A 16504-nucleotide genomic window follows, 5' to 3' on the forward strand; every position below is an offset into this window, starting at 1 on the left:
ATTAGTTAGCCACTTTCATTTTTTGAGAAACTTTTCTGATGATGTAGGTCATGATAAGCAATAGGCATGACAACAATATCCATAAGGTGTTATATCCATAGTTGGCAATGGTTTGTGTAGCAATAATTGGCAAGGCAGTTTGTGCCGAACTCCACGCCATAGAATACAAAGCTGCATATTGTCCGCGACTGGCAATATCGCTTTTCAGATTCATATAAGAATTCATGAATGGCATAGCCAGCATTTCAGAAAATGATACAAAAACAATAATCAATGTAAATGCGGCAAAACCGCCAATAAAAGGAAGGCACAGGTAGGTTGCGGCAAGCAGAAGTCCGCCTATCGAAATGGTACGATAAAGATTCCATCGTTTTTCGAGACGGTAAACCAGAATCATTTCCACAAGGGCAACAATAATACCGTTAAACATCATCAGTAATCCTATCTGTCTTTCACTCAGGTGATGAATGTCTTTATAAAACAAAGGCATGGTGATAAAAAACTGAAAGAAGCAAAGTGCATAGAGAAAAACAGCAACAATAAAATAAAGATAGGTTTTGTCTTTATAAGGTGAAACGATACTTTGTTTTTGACCATGTTTTTGTAGGTGATGTGCTTTCTTATTGTGCAGCATAAACAATGTAAATGTTGCCGCAGCAATACAAAAGAGGCCATTGGCATAAAACAGGTAATCATAACTTAAAGAGGCAAGCAAACCACCAAGAACAGGCCCAGCTGAGAAACCAAGATTTATAGCTAATCTGTTAATTGAAATAGAGCGTGTGTAATTTTCGGGTTTACTGTAAAAAGCAATAGCCGTCATATTAGCCGGACGATAGGATTCACTGAAGATGCTTAGAAAAAAGAATGAAATGCATAGATATAAATAGGAGTGAATAAAAGATATGAGCATAAACAGGCAGCCACCGGTAAATAAACTAATGAGCATTACGGGACGGTAGCCTATAATGTCGGTTAATTTACCTCCGGCAAAAGCACCTGTAAAACTTCCTGCGCCAAAGCAGGCCAACACCACACCGGTTTGTTGCACTGTAAGCCCTAATTTCTCGGTCAGATAAACCGATAGAAAAAATATTACCATAGTGCCGCTTCTGTTAATGAGCATCACAGCAGACAGCAACCACACATCGTGTGAAATGCCACCATAGGCACCTGCAAAAAGTGATTTTAAACGTTGCAACATGTGGCAAAATTGAAAGAACTTACCTTGCAAAGCAAGAAGATTAAAAATACTTATGCACTACCTTATTTAATGTAATTTTGTGGCATTCCAATTCAATCGGTTTACAATGAAGGTAGCAATTATTATGGGTAGCAAATCAGACCTTGAAGTCATGCAACAGGCAGCACAGGTACTTTCTGATTTTCAGATAGAACATCAAATACAGATTGTTTCGGCACATCGCACACCGGAGCTTATGGTGCAGTTTGCAAAAGAGGCCTACGAGAAAAATATCCGTGTCATCATAGCCGGAGCAGGTGGAGCAGCCCATCTTCCGGGCATGGTTGCCTCATTAACGTCTGTGCCTGTAATTGGTGTCCCCGTAAAGTCAAGCAATAGTATTGACGGGTGGGATTCCATACTTTCAATACTGCAAATGCCTAATGGTGTACCGGTGGCTACTGTTGCTTTAAATGCTGCACAAAATGCCGGATTGCTGGCCATTCAGATTTTAGCTACCTCAGATAAGGCTCTTTATAAAAAACTTGAAGTCTATAAGCAATCATTAAAAGAAAAGGTTATTGAGTCAAATAAAGGGTTATAATTTGTGGAAACATCCTTCAGTTTGACGCCATCATTGCCCCCGTCAGCCATTTAAAGAATGTCATAGAAGGCATGAGTGGATTTTTTAGTGGTGATAAATTTTTATATTATTGAAATGCAATTTTGACAACTAATGAATTATCAACATGTTACACTCTTTGATAGAACAGATTAAAGGGCAATTAAAAATATTTTCAATAACCATTTGCTAATAAAAAATCCTTTTCTATTTTTGCGTTCCCTTTTTTGAAGGGTAAAGTGTGTTCATTGACATCGTGGATTAATGGCGTAATAACTTCTGAAGCAGATTAGAAAAAACAATAATTTGTTTAGGAATCATTGATATTTAAGAGGCCGATGTAGCTCAGTTGGCCAGAGCTACTGATTTGTAATCAGTGGGTCGGGGGTTCGAATCCCTCCATCGGCTCTTTTTTATTTATAAATTTTCAGTTTGTCAATAATTTGGCTAAGGTAAAACTGAACAATATCGGGGAGTTACCAGAGTGGCCAAATGGGACAGACTGTAAATCTGTTGTCTTATGACTTCGGTGGTTCGAATCCACCACTCCCCACTAATGCAGCCGGTAAAAAAAGAAGCGGAAGTAGCTCATTTGCCCGCCCGTACCTTTGGTACATTCGGGCAGGGTAGAGCGATAGACAGTTTTGGGAAAAACTAAAGAGAAGTTGATTGAAAAGATAAAAGCGGAAGTAGCTCATTTGCCCGCCCGTACCTTCGGTACATTCGGGCAGGGTAGAGCGATAGACAGTTTTGGAAAAAACTAAAGAGAAGTTGATTGAAAAGATAAAAGCGGAAGTAGCTCATTTGCCCGCCCGTACCTTCGGTACATTCGGGCAGGGTAGAGCGATAGACAGTTTTGGAAAAAACTAAAGAGAAGTTGATAGAAAAGATAAAAGCGGAAGTAGCTCATTTGCCCGCCCGTACCTTCGGTACATTCGGGCAGGGTAGAGCGATAGACAGTTTTGGAAAAAACTAAAGAGAAGTTGATAGAAAAGATAAAAGCGGAAGTAGCTCATTTGCCCGCCCGTACCTTCGGTACATTCGGGCAGGGTAGAGCGATAGACAGTTTTGGAAAAAACTAAAGAGAAGTTGATAGAAAAGATAAAAGCGGAAGTAGCTCATTTGCCCGCCCGTACCTTCGGTACATTCGGGCAGGGTAGAGCGATAGACAGTTTTGGAAAAAACTAAAGAGAAGTTGTTAGAAAAGATAAAAGCGGAAGTAGCTCATTTGGTAGAGCGATAGCCTTCCAAGCTATAGGTGGCGGGTTCGAGCCCCGTCTTCCGCTCAAAAGGTTTGGGTTATTATTGAGACTTGAGACTTAAAGTTGTAATGGCTCACCGCATATTGGAAAAAAGGTACAAGGAATTAAGAAGCCGTTGTAGCTCAGTGGTAGAGCACTTCCTTGGTAAGGAAGAGGTCGTGAGTTCAATTCTCATCAACGGCTCAAAGAAGTTTGAGTGTTGAAAAGAGCATCTCGAAAATTCGGGAAGACTTTGAGAAAGTGGTGAGTTCAATCCCGATAACTATCGGGATCAACGGCACGAATGCAGAGAAAATGAGAGAGGTAGAGATTCCAGTCGCACATTAATCAACTTTGAAATGAATTTAGAGTTAACAATTATTAATTAAATATATCTCACAAATCAATTATTTAAGTAACCTGTTTATTAAATAAAAAAATGGCTAAAGAAAAATTTGATCGTTCCAAACCACACGTAAATATTGGAACCATTGGTCACGTTGACCACGGAAAGACCACCTTGACCGCTGCAATCACAACTGTGTTGGCAAATAAAGGTCTGGCAGAATTGCGTTCATTCGATTCTATCGACAACGCTCCTGAAGAAAAAGAACGCGGTATTACTATCAATACTTCGCACGTTGAGTACCAAACAGAAAACCGTCACTATGCACACGTTGACTGTCCTGGACACGCTGACTATGTAAAGAACATGGTAACAGGTGCAGCACAGATGGATGGTGCTATACTTGTAGTTGCTGCAACAGATGGTCCAATGCCTCAAACACGCGAGCACATCCTGCTTGCACGTCAGGTAGGTGTACCTAAGATTGTTGTTTTTATGAATAAAGTTGACATGGTTGACGATCCGGAATTGTTAGACCTAGTTGAAATGGAAATCCGCGAACTTTTATCGTTTTATGAATTTGATGGTAACAACACACCTATCATTCGTGGTTCTGCATTAGGTGGATTGAATGCTGATGCAAAATGGGTAGATAAAATTATGGAATTGATGGCAGCAGTAGATACCTACATTCCAATTCCTCCTCGTCAGGTTGATCTTCCTTTCCTTATGCCTGTTGAAGACGTTTTCTCAATCACAGGTCGTGGAACAGTTGCTACAGGTCGTATCGAAAGAGGCGTTATCAACTCAAACGATAACGTTGAAATTATCGGAATGCAAGATAAAAAGCTTACTTCAACAGTAACAGGTGTGGAAATGTTCCGCAAAATACTTGACAGAGGTGAAGCTGGTGATAACGTTGGTCTGTTGTTGCGCGGAATTGAAAAAACTGATATCCGCAGAGGTATGGTTGTTGCAAAGCCGGGTTCAATTACACCACACACTGAGTTTAAAGCAGAAATCTACGTTCTTAAAAAAGAAGAAGGTGGACGTCACACGCCATTCCATAACAAATACCGTCCACAGTTCTACCTGCGTACAACTGATGTTACCGGTGAAATCGTACTTCCTGAAGGACGTGAGATGGTTATGCCAGGCGATAACGTTACCATCACAGTAAAATTAATTGTTCCTGTGGCAATGGACAAAGGTCTTCGTTTCGCTATCCGCGAAGGTGGACGTACAGTAGGTGCCGGTCAGGTTACTGAGATAATTAAATAATTGTATTGGAAAAGTCGGCCCCGTGATGCGGGGCTGACGAAAACCAATACACGGAAGCAACGGCTTTCGCAGGAGATCAGTTTAATTATCTATCATAAATTACGAGTGTAGTTCAAGGGTAGAATAGCGGTCTCCAAAACCGTTGATGGGAGTTCGAATCTCTCCACTCGTGCAGAGGAAGAATAAAGGTAGAAAGAATAAAAGGAGAATAAAGCATGGGAGTTCGACCCCGATAGCGATCGGGACACCACTCGTGCAGAGGAAGATTGAAAGTTGAAAGAAAATGCAATTCATAACAATATGTGTTGCCATAAAAGTTGAACAGAAGCTGCTAAAGCAGTTTAAACAATAAAACTGATGAATAAAATCAGAGCTTACGTACGGGAATCTTATCTTGAGCTAACTACCAAGGTAGCCTGGCCAACATGGGCCGAGTTGCAAAATAGTGCCATTATCGTACTTGTTGCTTCTCTAATTATTGGACTGATTATATTTTTCATGGATTTCCTTTCACAAGGAATCATGAATATATTGTATAAAATGTTTTAATTGTGAATCTGATGACCGATACAGGAAAGAAGTGGTATGTGATTCGTGCTATCAGCGGCAAGGAAAAGAAAGTGAAGCAATATATAGAATCAGAAATAAGTCGTTTAGGCCTTTCTGATTATGTTGCTCAGGTGCTTATTCCTACGGAGAAAGTGTATCAGATTAAAGATGGTAAAAAAATAAGTAAAGAAAGAAGTTATCTTCCCGGCTATGTTCTTATTGAAGCAAATCTTGTAGGGGAAGTACCTCACATTATCGAAAATATTACTGGCGTAATCAGTTTCTTAGGATCAAAGGGCGAAGCACCTGCTCCGTTGCGTCAGTCTGAAGTTAACAGAATATTAGGTAAAGTAGATGAGTTGGTAGATTCAGAAGAAGTGTTGAATATTCCATTTGTGGTTGGAGAAACAGTGAAGGTGACAGATGGACCGTTTAACAGTTTCTCTGGTGTGATTGAAGAAGTTCATGAAGATAAGAAAAAACTTAAGGTAATGGTGAAAATTTTCGGAAGAAAAACACCACTTGAGTTAAGTTATATGCAAGTAGAAAAAGAATAAAAATCAAAAGGCCGCTGTGCGCAGTAAAAGAAAGGGTGATTTAGCTTCCTTATCACCAAACTCTAACAAAGCAATCAACGGTAATTAAAATCAAAAATACCATGGCAAAAGAAATAGGAGCCCTCATTAAATTGCAAGTAAAAGGTGGAGCAGCAAATCCTGCACCGCCAATTGGACCTGCATTAGGTGCTAAGGGTGTTAACATTATGGAGTTTTGCAAGCAGTTCAATGCTCGCACTCAGGATCAGGCCGGAAAAGTATTGCCTGTAATCATTACAGTTTATACCGATAAGTCATTTGAGTTTATCATCAAACGTCCACCGGTTTCTGTTCAGTTGTTAGAAGCAGCAAAAATTAAAGCCGGTTCTGCAGAATCGAACCGTAAAAAATCAGGATCCGTTAAGTGGGAACAAGTAAAAGCAATAGCAGAAGATAAAATGCCTGACTTAAATTGTTTTACCATTGAAAAAGCCATGAGCATGGTGGCAGGTACTGCACGTAGCTTAGGTATAACCATAGAAGGTCAAAAACCTTATTAATTGCAGAACAGAAGTTGTTCAGCAACATTAAAAAAGTAAATTAACAGAAGGAGTCACGTTGATTCGTGACGATTGCACTTCACAAATTATATAAAATGGCAAAACTGACAAAAAACCAAAAGTTGGTTACTGCGAAGTACGACAGTGAAAAATCTTATACACTGCAGGATGCTTCCAAGATTGTTAAAGACATCACGTTTACAAAGTTTGATGCATCAGTTGATTTGAGCATCAGATTGGGCGTTGATCCACGTAAAGCAAATCAGATGGTTCGTGGCATCGTGACCCTGCCACATGGTACGGGAAAGACTGTAAAAGTATTGGTGCTTTGCACACCCGATAAAGAAGCCGAAGCAAAAGCTGCCGGTGCCGACTATGTTGGATTGGATGAGTACATCACCAAAATTGAACAAGGTTGGGTTGACATGGATGTAGTAATTACCATGCCTGCTGTAATGGCAAAAGTTGGTAAGTTAGGACGTGTTTTAGGTCCTCGTAACCTTATGCCAAACCCAAAGACAGGAACTGTAACTACTGACGTAGGTAAAGCAGTGACTGAAGTTAAAGGTGGTAAAATTGATTTTAAAGTTGACAAGACAGGTATCATTCACGCATCAGTAGGTAAAGTTTCTTTTGAGCCTAATAAGATTTATGAAAACGCCAATGAGTTACTTCAAAGCATCATCAAATTAAAACCATCATCAGCAAAAGGTACTTATCTGCGTAGTGTTTCAATGAGCAGCACAATGAGTCCCGGTGTCAAGGTGGATACTAAATCAATTGCAGGTCAATAATCATATATAAATTATTCAACAAATGACAAGAGAAGAAAAAAATATAGAAATAGATAGCCTGGCACAACAGTTCAGCGAGTTCCCAAACTTCTACATTACCAATGTTGAGAGTCTGAACAGTGAAAAAACATCTAAGCTGCGCAGACTTTGTTACAGTAAAAATGTAAAACTACGTGTTGCAAAAAATAACCTTATCAAGAAGGCATTGCAGAAACTTGATCCTACTGCTTATGATACGTTGATTCCTGCATTAAAAGGAACTTCGGCAATTATGTTCAGTGAAGTATCTAATGTACCTGCAAAACTTATTAAGGAGTTCAGAGCGAAAGACAGCATTCCGGCAATTAAAGCTGCATGGATAGATTCATCAGTTTTCGTTGGTGATAATCAGTTAGAGATATTAGCTAATCTGAAATCTAAGAATGAACTTATTGCCGAGGTAATTGCCATTCTTCAGTCGCCAGCCAAGAATGTGGTATCGCAACTGTCGTCAAGTGGCAGCAAACTGGCCGGCATATTAAAAACATTAGAAGAGAAAGGTTCTTAAGCTTCCACCTTTGAATCTTAAACTATAGTACAATTCAAATAAACTTTTAAAACAATTAAAATTAAATAAAATGGCAGATTTAAATGCATTCGCAGAACAGTTGGTAAACCTGACAGTAAAAGAAGTTCAGGAGCTTTCAACCATTCTAAAAGACAAATACGGTATTGAGCCTGCTGCTGCAGCACCAGTAATGATGGCCGGTGGCGGTGGCGGTGGCGCAGCTGCTGCTGAAGAAAAAACATCTTTTGATGTTATTCTTAAATCAGGCGGAAATGCAAAACTGGCTGTAGTAAAGCTGGTAAAAGAATTGAGCGGACTTGGCTTGAAAGAAGCTAAAGACTTAGTTGATGGCGCTCCAAAACCGGTTAAAGAAGGTGTTTCTAAGGAAGAAGCAAATTCTATCAAGCAACAACTTGAAGAAGCCGGAGCTGAAGTTGAGATCAAGTAATACCTCGGTTTAAAAAATCATAGGCCTTTCCCAAATGGGGGAGGCCTATACCCCTTTTACAGCCTCTGCAATTGCAAAGGCTTTTAGTACAACTAGGATTGAAATCAATATAAAAACAAATTCACTTGGCTGCAATCACAACAACGCCAGATAAAGGCGGTTCAAAAAGAATAAACTTCTCTAAGAATAAAAACTTAATAGATTATCCTGACTTTCTCGACATTCAGTTGAAATCGTTTCAGGATTTTTTCCAGATTGAAACAACATCTGACAACCGTCAGAATGAAGGTCTCTATAAAGTATTCGCAGAAAACTTTCCGATAACGGATTCACGAAATAATTTCGTGCTTGAGTTTCTCGATTATTTTATTGACCCTCCAAGATATTCTATTCAGGAATGTCTTGAAAGAGGACTCACACACAGTGTGCCTCTCAAAGCAAAATTAAAACTTTATTGTACCGACCCTGAACATGAGGATTTCGAAACTATTGTTCAGGATGTTTACTTAGGTACAATTCCGTACATGACACCAAAGGGAACCTTTGTAATCAATGGAGCAGAACGTGTTATTGTATCACAGCTGCACCGTTCACCGGGAGTGTTTTTTGGTCAGAGCCGTCACGCTAACGGAACAAAACTTTATTCAGCACGTGTAATTCCTTTCAAAGGGTCGTGGATAGAATTTGCAACAGACATCAACAGTGTCATGTATGCGTATATTGACCGTAAAAAGAAATTTCCGGTTACCACATTGTTGCGTGCAATAGGTTTTGAAAGTGATAAACAGATTCTTGAAATTTTCGGACTTGCTGACGAAATTAAAGTTAGTAAATCAGGATTAAAATCGCATGTTGGCCGTAAGTTAGCAGCGCGTGTTCTTAAATCGTGGGTCGAAGATTTTGTGGATGAAGATACCGGTGAAGTAGTTTCTATTGAGCGTAATGAAATTATTCTTGAGCGTGAAACCTTCCTCGAAGATCATCACATTGACCTTATTATTGAAGCAGGAGTAAAATCTATTATCCTTCATAAAGAAGATGGTAACTCTGCTGACTATGCAATTATATACAACACACTGCAAAAAGATACCTCCAACTCCGAAAAAGAAGCTGTTGAGCATATCTATCGTCAGTTACGTAATGCTGAGCCACCTGATGAGGAAACGGCACGCGGTATCATCGAAAAACTTTTCTTCTCTGACAAGAGATATGACTTAGGTGAAGTAGGTCGTTACCGTATCAATAAAAAACTTAACCTCAATACACCTGAAGATGTGAAGGTGCTTACTAAAGAGGATATTATTTTAATCATAAAATATCTCATACAGTTAATTAACTCAAAGGCTGATGTTGATGATATTGACCACTTATCAAACAGACGTGTACGTACTGTTGGAGAGCAGTTGTATTCTCAGTTTGGTGTGGGTTTATCACGTATGGCACGTACCATTCGTGAACGTATGAATGTTCGCGACAACGAAGTATTTACGCCTGCTGATTTGATTAACGCAAAAACATTATCGTCAGTAATCAACTCATTCTTCGGAACCAACCAGCTGTCGCAGTTTATGGATCAAACCAATCCATTAGCTGAGATTACGCATAAAAGAAGGCTTTCTGCCCTTGGACCCGGAGGTCTTTCGCGCGAGCGTGCAGGTTTCGAGGTTCGTGACGTTCACTATACACACTACGGACGTTTATGTACCATTGAAACACCTGAGGGACCAAACATCGGTTTGATTTCTTCACTCTGTGTTTTCGCAAAAATCAACAATCTTGGATTTATAGAAACACCTTATCGAGTAATCGAAAACGGAAAAGTTGATTTAAATCGTCCTCCTGTATTTTTAACTGCAGAAGAAGAAGATAATAAAGTTATTGCACAGGCAAATGCACATATTGATGCATCAGGAAACTTCCTTGATTCGCGTGTAAAGGCACGTTATGAAGGCGACTTCCCTGAAGTAGATCCAGAACATCTGCACCTGATTGACGTAGCTCCTAATCAAATTGCATCTATTGCAGCCTCAATGATTCCTTTCCTTGAACATGATGATGCCAACCGTGCACTGATGGGGTCAAACATGCAACGTCAGGCTGTACCATTGATGCGCCCTGAAGCACCCGTTGTTGGAACAGGACTTGAAGGTCAGGTAGTGCGCGACTCACGCGTACTTATCAATGCACAACATGATGGAGTGGTTGAATATGTAGATGCTAATGAAATTCGAGTTCGCAGTATTCTTTCAGAAGATGAGAAACTGCTGAGCTTTAGTGATGAGATTGAAGTTTATAATCTGATAAAATTCCAGAAGACAAATCAAAGCACTTGTATTAACCTTAAACCTATTGTAAGAAAAGGGGAGAAGGTTAGAGCAGGACAGGTATTGTGCGAAGGTTATGCAACCAAAGATGGTGAATTAGCTTTAGGACGAAACCTTAAAGTTGCTTTCATGCCCTGGAAAGGAAATAACTTCGAAGATGCTATTGTGATTTCTGAGCGTGTTGTACGCGAAGATATTTTCACTTCTCTTCACGTTGATGAATATACGCTTGAAGTTCGCGATACTAAACGTGGTCTTGAAGAACTTACTGCCGATATTCCAAACGTAAGTGAAGAAGCTACCCGCGACCTTGATGATAACGGATTGATTCGTGTTGGTGCAGAAGTGAAAGAAGGCGATATCATTATCGGAAAAATAACACCAAAAGGAGAAACAGATCCTTCACCGGAAGAGAAACTGCTTCGTGCCATCTTTGGTGATAAAGCCGGTGATGTTAAAGATGCATCATTGAAACTTCCACCATCTGTAAAAGGTGTGGTAATTGACAAGAAGTTGTTTTCACGTGCAGTGAAAGATAAAAACTCAAAAACAGATGATAAAGTAGTGTTAACCAAACTTGATGAAGAGCAAGCAAGAGACCTGGCATCAATAAAAGCTAAATTGGTTGACAAACTGTTTATCCTGGTGAATGGAAAAACATCACAAGGTGTGATGGATATTTTCAAAGAGTTTGTTATTCCTAAAGGCAGCAAGTTTACACAAAAGATGTTGCAGGAGTTGGATTATAATAACATCAATCCATCCAAGTGGACAACTGATAAAGATCGTAATGATCAGATAAAAGAGTTGTTGCACAACTACAACATTAAAATAAATGATGTAATTGGTTCATATAAACGTAAGAAATTTGCGATTCAGGTTGGTGATGAACTGCCAGCAGGTATTATGCAGTTGGCAAAAGTTTATATTGCTAAAAAACGTAAACTAACAGTTGGTGATAAGATGGCAGGTCGTCATGGTAACAAAGGTATTGTTGCCAAGATTGTACGTGAAGAGGAGATGCCTTTCCTTGAGGACGGAACACCTGTTGACATTGTACTTAATCCGCTTGGTGTACCATCTCGTATGAACCTTGGTCAGATTTATGAAACAGTACTTGGTTGGGCCGGACAAAAGTTGGGTGTAAAGTTTGCTACGCCAATTTTTGATGGAGCTACATTAGATGAAATAGAACATTATGTAGATAAAGCCGGATTGTCTAAGTATGGAGCAACCTATCTGACAGATGGTGGCACAGGAGAGCGTTTCGATCAGCCTGCAACAGTAGGTATCATTTACATGCTTAAATTAGGTCACATGGTAGATGATAAAATGCACGCACGTTCTATCGGACCATACTCACTCATTACGCAACAGCCTTTAGGTGGTAAAGCACAGTTTGGTGGTCAGCGTTTTGGAGAGATGGAGGTGTGGGCACTTGAAGCATTCGGTGCATCAAACATTCTTCAGGAATTGTTGACTGTTAAGTCAGATGACGTTGTGGGAAGAGCAAAGGCTTATGAAGCAATTGTTAAAGGAGATAACATGCCAACACCGGGAGTGCCGGAGTCGTTCAATGTATTACTGCATGAATTGCGTGGATTAGGTTTAAAAATAACATTAGATTAAAAAATTACGGGCAAAGGCAGGTTGCCTTTGCCCGTAGTTTTCCATCATAAAATCATTCAATAAAAACAAAATGGCAGCAAAACGCGATAATAAAATAAAAAGTAATTTTTCACGCATCATCATCAGCTTAGCTTCACCGGAACATATTCTGGAGCAGTCAAGCGGTGAAGTGCTGAAGCCGGAAACAATTAACTACCGTACCTATAAACCTGAACGCGATGGTTTGTTTTGCGAACGCATTTTCGGTCCTGTAAAAGACTGGGAATGTCATTGCGGAAAGTACAAGCGTATCCGATATAAAGGTATTGTTTGTGACCGTTGTGGTGTAGAAGTAACAGAAAAGAAAGTTAGACGTGAGCGCATGGGACATATTCAGTTAGTTGTTCCTGTTGCACACATCTGGTATTTCCGTTCGTTACCAAATAAAATTGGTTACTTGTTGGGATTGCCAACAAAAAAATTAGATCTGATTATTTACTATGAACGTTATGTAGTTATTCAGGCAGGTGTTAAAGCACAGGATGGTGTAAACTACCTTGACTTCCTCACAGAAGAAGAGTACCTGAATATTCTTGATAACCTTCCAAAAGAAAATCAGCATCTAGACGATACAGATCCGAATAAATTTATTGCTAGAATGGGGGCAGATGCATTGTATGACCTGCTTTCACGTCTCGACCTTGATGAGTTATCATATAAACTTCGTCATCAGGCCAGCAATGAAACTTCGCAGCAGCGTAAAAATGAAGCATTAAAGAGACTCAACGTAGTTGAAGCTTTCCGCAATGCTAATCAGAATATTGAAAACCGTCCTGAGTGGATGATTGTAAAAGTTGTTCCTGTTATACCACCTGAACTTCGTCCATTGGTTCCATTGGATGGTGGACGTTTTGCAACATCCGATTTGAATGACCTTTACAGACGTGTAATTATTCGTAACAACCGATTGAAGCGATTGTTGGAAATTAAAGCTCCTGATGTGATTTTACGTAATGAAAAGCGTATGCTGCAGGAAGCAGTAGATTCCCTTTTCGATAATTCACGTAAAGTGAATGCCGTTAAAACTGAATCGAACCGTGCATTGAAATCACTTTCAGATTCATTGAAAGGAAAACAAGGACGTTTCCGTCAGAACTTACTTGGTAAACGTGTTGACTATTCTGCACGTTCGGTAATTGTTGTTGGACCTGAGATGAAATTGCATGAGTGCGGATTACCAAAAGATATGGCAGCAGAATTATTTAAGCCATTTATCATACGTAAACTTATTGAAAGAGGAATAGTAAAGACAGTTAAGTCTGCAAAGAAAATTGTAGATCGTAAAGATGCTATTGTTTGGGATATTCTTGAAAATGTATTGAAAGGACATCCTGTACTACTCAACCGTGCTCCTACACTTCACCGTCTCGGTATTCAGGCATTCCAGCCAAAGCTTATCGAAGGAAAAGCAATTCAGTTGCATCCATTGGTGTGTACGGCTTTCAACGCTGACTTTGACGGTGACCAGATGGCTGTTCACGTTCCACTTGGAAATGCTGCAATTCTTGAAGCGCAAATGCTGATGCTTGCATCGCACAACATTCTTAACCCTGCCAATGGTGCACCAATAACCGTACCTTCTCAGGACATGGTTCTTGGATTGTACTACATGACTAAGGGTAAGAAATCAACAGATAAAGAAAAAGTAAAAGGAGAAGGTTCTGTTTTCTATTCTCCTGAAGAGGTTACCATTGCCTTCAATGAAGGACGTGTTGACCTGCATGCTTACATAAAAGTAAAAACACATGTTAAAGAGAACGGTGAGATAGTGAAACGTGTGATAGAGACCACCGTGGGTCGTGTGTTGTTTAATGAAGTGGTTCCACGTCAAGCCGGTTATATCAATGAGGTGTTAACTAAAAAAGCACTACGTGATATCATCAGCCAGGTATTGAAGAACTGCGGCATTGCGCAGACAGCACGTTTCCTTGATGATATTAAAGATCTTGGATTTAAGATGGCCTTTAAAGGAGGGCTTTCTTTTAACCTTAATGATGTATTGATTCCTGGTGCTAAAGCAGAGTTGGTGACTAAAGCGCAAGCTGAAGTTGAAGAGGTTCGAAACAGCTACAACATGGGTTTCATCACCAACAACGAGCGTTACAATCAGATTATTGATATCTGGACACGTACTAACACACGTATTACCGAAACGTTGATGAAGCAATTGATTGCTGATAAACAAGGTTTCAATGCTGTGTATATGATGCTTGACTCCGGTGCCCGTGGTTCTAAAGAGCAGATTCGTCAGTTAGGTGGTATGAGAGGTCTGATGGCTAAGCCACAAAAATCAGGTGCATCAGGTGGTGAGATTATCGAGAATCCAATTCTTTCAAACTTTAAAGAAGGATTATCAATTCTTGAATACTTTATCTCTACTCACGGTGCGCGTAAAGGTCTTGCCGATACAGCCTTAAAAACAGCCGATGCCGGTTACTTAACCAGAAGGCTTGTTGACGTGGCGCAAGATGTTATCATCACAGAACCTGATTGCGGAACATTACGTGGTCTGTCTGAAACTGCATTGAAAAATCAGGAGGAAGTTGTAGAAACTTTATACGACAGAATTCTTGGACGTGTGTCTTGCCACGATATCTATCATCCATTAACCGGTGAATTAGTTGTTCATGCAGGCGAAGAGATAAAAGAAGATGTTGCAGCACAAATAGAAGATTCGCCATTAGAATCTGTTGAAATCAGATCGGTATTGACTTGCGAATCGAAACAAGGTGTTTGTGCCAAATGCTATGGCAGAAACTTAGCTACAGGACGTATGGTTCAGAAAGGTGAGGCTGTTGGAGTTATTGCTGCACAGTCAATCGGTGAGCCGGGTACACAGCTTACACTTCGTACATTCCACGTGGGTGGTGTTGCCTCTAAAGGTGCATCAGAATCACGTCATGAGGCGAAGTTTGGCGGTGTTATCGAACTTGAAGAAATGCGTACGCTCCCTTACAAAGAAGGGGATAAAAAATATGAAGTTGTGGTTGGTCGTTCCGGTGAATTCCGAATTGTTGACCCAACAACTAAGGCTGTTTTAGCAACTAATAACATTCCTTATGGTTCACATTTGTTTGTTAAAAATGGCGACACATTGAAAAAAGGTGATGTGATTTGCGAATGGGATCCATACAACGCAGTAATCATTTGCGAAGCCGATGGTAAAATTGGATATGAACATCTTGAAGAAGGTGTGACCTTCCGCGAAGAGTCTGATGAGCAAACAGGCTACAAAGAGAAAGTTGTTATTGACAGTCGTGATAAAACAAAGAACCCTGTTATTAAAATTCTGAATGACAAGAAAGAAGTAGTGAAAGCATACAACATTCCTGTTGGTGCTCACATTGTGGTAAATGAAGGTCAGAAAATTAAGTCAGGAAATGTGTTGGTTAAAATTGTTCGTGCAAGTGGTAAAACGGGTGATATCACAGGAGGTCTGCCACGTGTAACAGAATTGTTTGAAGCACGTAATCCTTCGAATCCAGCTGTAGTAAGCGAGATTGATGGAGTAGTAGCTTATGGTGGAATTAAACGAGGAAATCGTGAGATTGTCATCACCTCAAAAGAAGGAGATGTAAAAAAATATCTTGTTCCATTGTCAAAACACATACTTGTACAGGATAACGACTTTATTCGTGCCGGTGCTCCATTGTCAGACGGTGCCATCAGCCCATCCGACATTCTTGCTATTAAAGGACCATCACAAGTACAGGAATACTTAGTAAACGAAGTACAAGAAGTATATCGCTTGCAGGGTGTGAAGATTAACGATAAACACTTTGAGGTAATTGTGCGTCAGATGATGCGTAAAGTTGTAATTGAAGATGCAGGAGATACGCGCTTCCTTGAGAGAGAATCTGTAAACAAGATTGAGTTCATGGAAGAAAATGACTGGATTATGGATAAGATGGTAGTTACAGAACCCGGTGATTCAGAATACCGACCAGGGCAGATTATTACACTACGTAAACTGCGTGATGACAACTCTATGTTGAAACGCAAGGATCAGAAAGAAATAGAAGCTCGTAATGCTATTCCTGCCACATCATCACCTTTGTTACAAGGAATTACACAGGCATCATTACATACTAAGAGCTGGATTTCTGCAGCATCATTCCAGGAAACAACTAAAGTACTTAACGAAGCTGCTATCAATGGTAAGGTTGATTACCTGAACGGATTGAAAGAAAATGTTATCGTTGGACACTTGATTCCGGCAGGAACAGGATTGCGCGAGTATGAGCGATTGATTGTTGGTTCACAAGAAGAGTATGATTTGCTTATGGCTTCAAAAGAATCAAATAATGAGGCAGTAGAGCAATAAGTTTATTAATATTTTAAAACAAAAAACCTTTGGTGCATAGCCAAAGGTTTTTTGTTTTTAGAGAAGTTGCACCAAATATTT

At 39.9% G+C, this 16504-nt stretch carries 11 protein-coding genes and 5 tRNA genes; 15 read left to right on the top strand and 1 reads right to left on the bottom strand.

Translation table 11 applies throughout. The features are described 5' to 3' along the window. Window position 1 precedes the first annotated feature (1 nt). Window positions 2-1204: an MFS transporter gene (locus tag V9G42_07130; GenBank protein ID MEI2759192.1), complete on the bottom strand. Its 1203-nt coding sequence runs from the start codon at window positions 1202-1204 to the stop codon at window positions 2-4. Between the two features lie 106 nt (window positions 1205-1310). Between V9G42_07130 and purE the strand changes: the two genes are divergently transcribed. The 15 genes from purE (at window position 1311) to rpoC (ending at window position 16423) form a co-directional block, all read left to right on the top strand. Further along, complete coding sequence (purE, locus tag V9G42_07135) at window positions 1311-1787, top strand: 5-(carboxyamino)imidazole ribonucleotide mutase (GenBank protein MEI2759193.1); 477 nt, start codon at window positions 1311-1313, stop codon at window positions 1785-1787. Between the two features lie 352 nt (window positions 1788-2139). After that, window positions 2140-2213 (top strand) — tRNA-Thr (locus V9G42_07140). 62 nt (window positions 2214-2275) lie between these two features. Next, a tRNA-Tyr gene (locus tag V9G42_07145) sits at window positions 2276-2358 on the top strand. 660 nt (window positions 2359-3018) lie between these two features. After that, window positions 3019-3091, top strand: a tRNA-Gly gene (locus V9G42_07150). An 87-nt stretch (window positions 3092-3178) separates the two neighbouring features. Beyond that, window positions 3179-3250, top strand: a tRNA-Thr gene (locus V9G42_07155). A gap of 235 nt (window positions 3251-3485) precedes the next feature. Then, on the top strand, window positions 3486-4673 hold the full coding sequence (gene tuf, locus V9G42_07160) for an elongation factor Tu (GenBank protein ID MEI2759194.1): 1188 nt from the start codon (window positions 3486-3488) through the stop codon (window positions 4671-4673). 101 nt (window positions 4674-4774) lie between these two features. Then, a tRNA-Trp gene (locus V9G42_07165) sits at window positions 4775-4845 on the top strand. A 185-nt stretch (window positions 4846-5030) separates the two neighbouring features. Further along, the gene (gene secE, locus V9G42_07170; protein MEI2759195.1) at window positions 5031-5222 is read left to right on the top strand and encodes a preprotein translocase subunit SecE; all 192 of its coding nucleotides are present in this window, start codon (window positions 5031-5033) and stop codon (window positions 5220-5222) included. An 11-nt stretch (window positions 5223-5233) separates the two neighbouring features. Then, window positions 5234-5779, top strand: a complete 546-nt coding sequence (nusG, locus tag V9G42_07175) for a transcription termination/antitermination protein NusG (GenBank protein ID MEI2759196.1) — start codon at window positions 5234-5236, stop codon at window positions 5777-5779. Between the two features lie 101 nt (window positions 5780-5880). Beyond that, entirely contained in the window at window positions 5881-6318 is a 438-nt protein-coding gene (gene rplK / locus V9G42_07180) for a 50S ribosomal protein L11 (protein ID MEI2759197.1), read from the top strand. Window positions 6319-6413: 95 nt separating this feature from the next. Next, a complete protein-coding gene (gene rplA / locus V9G42_07185) occupies window positions 6414-7112 on the top strand; it encodes a 50S ribosomal protein L1 (GenBank protein MEI2759198.1) in 699 nt (232 codons plus the stop codon). Between the two features lie 22 nt (window positions 7113-7134). Beyond that, window positions 7135-7659 (top strand): 50S ribosomal protein L10, encoded by a 525-nt coding sequence (rplJ, locus tag V9G42_07190; GenBank protein ID MEI2759199.1) that lies wholly within the window; start codon window positions 7135-7137, stop codon window positions 7657-7659. A gap of 70 nt (window positions 7660-7729) precedes the next feature. Next, window positions 7730-8107, top strand: coding sequence for a 50S ribosomal protein L7/L12 (gene rplL, locus V9G42_07195; GenBank protein MEI2759200.1), 378 nt, complete (start codon window positions 7730-7732; stop codon window positions 8105-8107). Window positions 8108-8232: 125 nt separating this feature from the next. Continuing rightward, window positions 8233-12060, top strand: a complete 3828-nt coding sequence (gene rpoB, locus V9G42_07200; protein MEI2759201.1) for a DNA-directed RNA polymerase subunit beta — start codon at window positions 8233-8235, stop codon at window positions 12058-12060. 70 nt (window positions 12061-12130) lie between these two features. Beyond that, on the top strand, window positions 12131-16423 hold the full coding sequence (gene rpoC, locus V9G42_07205) for a DNA-directed RNA polymerase subunit beta' (protein MEI2759202.1): 4293 nt from the start codon (window positions 12131-12133) through the stop codon (window positions 16421-16423). Window positions 16424-16504 lie beyond the last annotated feature (81 nt).

The organism is Bacteroidia bacterium (genome assembly GCA_037045145.1).
Lineage (GTDB): Bacteria > Bacteroidota > Bacteroidia > AKYH767-A > OLB10 > OLB10.

Coding starts and splice junctions, on each gene's coding strand:
- V9G42_07130 (MEI2759192.1), bottom strand. CDS start 1,204: ATGTTGCAACGTTTAAAATCACTTTTTGCAGGTGCCTATGGTGGCATT.
- purE (MEI2759193.1), top strand. CDS start 1,311: ATGAAGGTAGCAATTATTATGGGTAGCAAATCAGACCTTGAAGTCATG.
- tuf (MEI2759194.1), top strand. CDS start 3,486: ATGGCTAAAGAAAAATTTGATCGTTCCAAACCACACGTAAATATTGGA.
- secE (MEI2759195.1), top strand. CDS start 5,031: ATGAATAAAATCAGAGCTTACGTACGGGAATCTTATCTTGAGCTAACT.
- nusG (MEI2759196.1), top strand. CDS start 5,234: ATGACCGATACAGGAAAGAAGTGGTATGTGATTCGTGCTATCAGCGGC.
- rplK (MEI2759197.1), top strand. CDS start 5,881: ATGGCAAAAGAAATAGGAGCCCTCATTAAATTGCAAGTAAAAGGTGGA.
- rplA (MEI2759198.1), top strand. CDS start 6,414: ATGGCAAAACTGACAAAAAACCAAAAGTTGGTTACTGCGAAGTACGAC.
- rplJ (MEI2759199.1), top strand. CDS start 7,135: ATGACAAGAGAAGAAAAAAATATAGAAATAGATAGCCTGGCACAACAG.
- rplL (MEI2759200.1), top strand. CDS start 7,730: ATGGCAGATTTAAATGCATTCGCAGAACAGTTGGTAAACCTGACAGTA.
- rpoC (MEI2759202.1), top strand. CDS start 12,131: ATGGCAGCAAAACGCGATAATAAAATAAAAAGTAATTTTTCACGCATC.